The 3,008-nt window shown below is 52.0% G+C and carries 1 rRNA gene; it reads left to right on the top strand.

Going from position 1 to position 3,008, the window contains the following annotated elements:
* Window positions 1–68: 68 nt before the first annotated feature.
* Window positions 69–2,976 (top strand): 23S ribosomal RNA (locus tag OGY72_RS00780).
* The last annotated feature ends 32 nt before the right edge of the window (window positions 2,977–3,008 follow it).

Here is a 3,008-nt window from a genome sequence, read left to right as displayed (position 1 = left end):
GGTGTGTTCGAGTCTCTCAAATTTTTGCAAACCGATGATGAATCGAAAGAAACATCTTCGGGTTGTGAGGTTAAGCGACTAAGCGTACACGGTGGATGCCCTGGCAGTCAGAGGCGATGAAGGACGTGCTAATCTGCGATAAGCGTCGGTAAGGTGATATGAACCGTTATAACCGGCGATTTCCGAATGGGGAAACCCAGTGTGATTCGTCACACTATCATTACGTGAATACATAGCGTAATGAAGCGAACCGGGGGAACTGAAACATCTAAGTACCCCGAGGAAAAGAAATCAACCGAGATTCCCCCAGTAGCGGCGAGCGAACGGGGAGCAGCCCAGAGTCTGAATCAGCATGTGTGTTAGTGGAAGCGTCTGGAAAGTCGCACGATACAGGGTGAAAGTCCCGTACACAAAAGTGCATGTGTTGTGAACTCGAAGAGTAGGGCGGGACACGTGGTATCCTGTCTGAATATGGGGGGACCATCCTCCAAGGCTAAATACTCCTGACTGACCGATAGTGAACCAGTACCGTGAGGGAAAGGCGAAAAGAACCCCGGCGAGGGGAGTGAAAAAGAACCTGAAACCGTGTACGTACAAGCAGTGGGAGCACCCTTTGGGGTGTGACTGCGTACCTTTTGTATAATGGGTCAGCGACTTATATTCTGTAGCAAGGTTAACCGAATAGGGGAGCCGAAGGGAAACCGAGTCTTAACTGGGCGTTAAGTTGCAGGGTATAGACCCGAAACCCGGTGATCTAGCCATGGGCAGGTTGAAGGTTGGGTAACACTAACTGGAGGACCGAACCGACTAATGTTGAAAAATTAGCGGATGACTTGTGGCTGGGGGTGAAAGGCCAATCAAACCGGGAGATAGCTGGTTCTCCCCGAAAGCTATTTAGGTAGCGCCTCGTGAACTCATCTTCGGGGGTAGAGCACTGTTTCGGCTAGGGGGTCATCCCGACTTACCAACCCGATGCAAACTGCGAATACCGAAGAATGTTATCACGGGAGACACACGGCGGGTGCTAACGTCCGTCGTGAAGAGGGAAACAACCCAGACCGCCAGCTAAGGTCCCAAAGTCATGGTTAAGTGGGAAACGATGTGGGAAGGCACAGACAGCCAGGATGTTGGCTTAGAAGCAGCCATCATTTAAAGAAAGCGTAATAGCTCACTGGTCGAGTCGGCCTGCGCGGAAGATGTAACGGGGCTAAACCATGCACCGAAGCTGCGGCAGCGACACTATGTGTTGTTGGGTAGGGGAGCGTTCTGTAAGCCGTTGAAGGTGTACTGTGAGGTATGCTGGAGGTATCAGAAGTGCGAATGCTGACATAAGTAACGATAATGCGGGTGAAAAACCCGCACGCCGGAAGACCAAGGGTTCCTGTCCAACGTTAATCGGGGCAGGGTGAGTCGACCCCTAAGGCGAGGCCGAAAGGCGTAGTCGATGGGAAACAGGTTAATATTCCTGTACTTGGTGTTACTGCGAAGGGGGGACGGAGAAGGCTATGTTAGCCGGGCGACGGTTGTCCCGGTTTAAGCATGTAGGCGGGAAGTTTAGGTAAATCCGGACTTCTTTTAACGCTGAGGTGTGATGACGAGGCACTACGGTGCTGAAGTAACAAATGCCCTGCTTCCAGGAAAAGCCTCTAAGCATCAGGTAACACGAAATCGTACCCCAAACCGACACAGGTGGTCAGGTAGAGAATACCAAGGCGCTTGAGAGAACTCGGGTGAAGGAACTAGGCAAAATGGTGCCGTAACTTCGGGAGAAGGCACGCTGATATGTAGGTGAAGTGGTTTACCCATGGAGCTGAAATCAGTCGAAGATACCAGCTGGCTGCAACTGTTTATTAAAAACACAGCACTGTGCAAACACGAAAGTGGACGTATACGGTGTGACGCCTGCCCGGTGCCGGAAGGTTAATTGATGGGGTTATCCGTAAGGAGAAGCTCTTGATCGAAGCCCCGGTAAACGGCGGCCGTAACTATAACGGTCCTAAGGTAGCGAAATTCCTTGTCGGGTAAGTTCCGACCTGCACGAATGGCGTAATGATGGCCAGGCTGTCTCCACCCGAGACTCAGTGAAATTGAACTCGCTGTGAAGATGCAGTGTACCCGCGGCAAGACGGAAAGACCCCGTGAACCTTTACTATAGCTTGACACTGAACACTGGTCCTTGATGTGTAGGATAGGTGGGAGGCTTTGAAGTGTGGACGCCAGTCTGCATGGAGCCATCCTTGAAATACCACCCTTTAATGGCTGGTGTTCTAACGTAGACCCGTGATCCGGGTTGCGGACAGTGTCTGGTGGGTAGTTTGACTGGGGCGGTCTCCTCCTAAAGAGTAACGGAGGAGCACGAAGGTTAGCTAATCCTGGTCGGACATCAGGAGGTTAGTGCAAAGGCATAAGCTAGCTTGACTGCGAGAGTGACGGCTCGAGCAGGTGCGAAAGCAGGTCTTAGTGATCCGGTGGTTCTGAATGGAAGGGCCATCGCTCAACGGATAAAAGGTACTCCGGGGATAACAGGCTGATACCGCCCAAGAGTTCATATCGACGGCGGTGTTTGGCACCTCGATGTCGGCTCATCACATCCTGGGGCTGAAGTAGGTCCCAAGGGTATGGCTGTTCGCCATTTAAAGTGGTACGCGAGCTGGGTTTAGAACGTCGTGAGACAGTTCGGTCCCTATCTGCCGTGGGCGCTGGAGAATTGAGGGGGGCTGCTCCTAGTACGAGAGGACCGGAGTGGACGCATCACTGGTGTTCGGGTTGTCATGCCAATGGCATTGCCCGGTAGCTAAATGCGGAAGAGATAAGTGCTGAAAGCATCTAAGCACGAAACTTGCCCCGAGATGAGTTCTCCCTGACTCCTTGAGAGTCCTGAAGGAACGTTGAAGACGACGACGTTGATAGGTCGGGTGTGTAAGTGTAGCGATACATTGAGCTAACCGATACTAATGAACCGTGAGGCTTAACCTTACAACGCCGAAGATGTTTTGGCGAAAGACAGA

The sequence above is a fragment of the Citrobacter sp. Cpo221 genome, from assembly GCF_030332345.1.
Taxonomy (GTDB): Bacteria; Pseudomonadota; Gammaproteobacteria; order Enterobacterales; family Enterobacteriaceae; genus Citrobacter; species Citrobacter portucalensis.
Note: the sequence above shows the minus strand (reverse complement) of the source record. Positions and strands in the feature narration are given on the sequence as shown.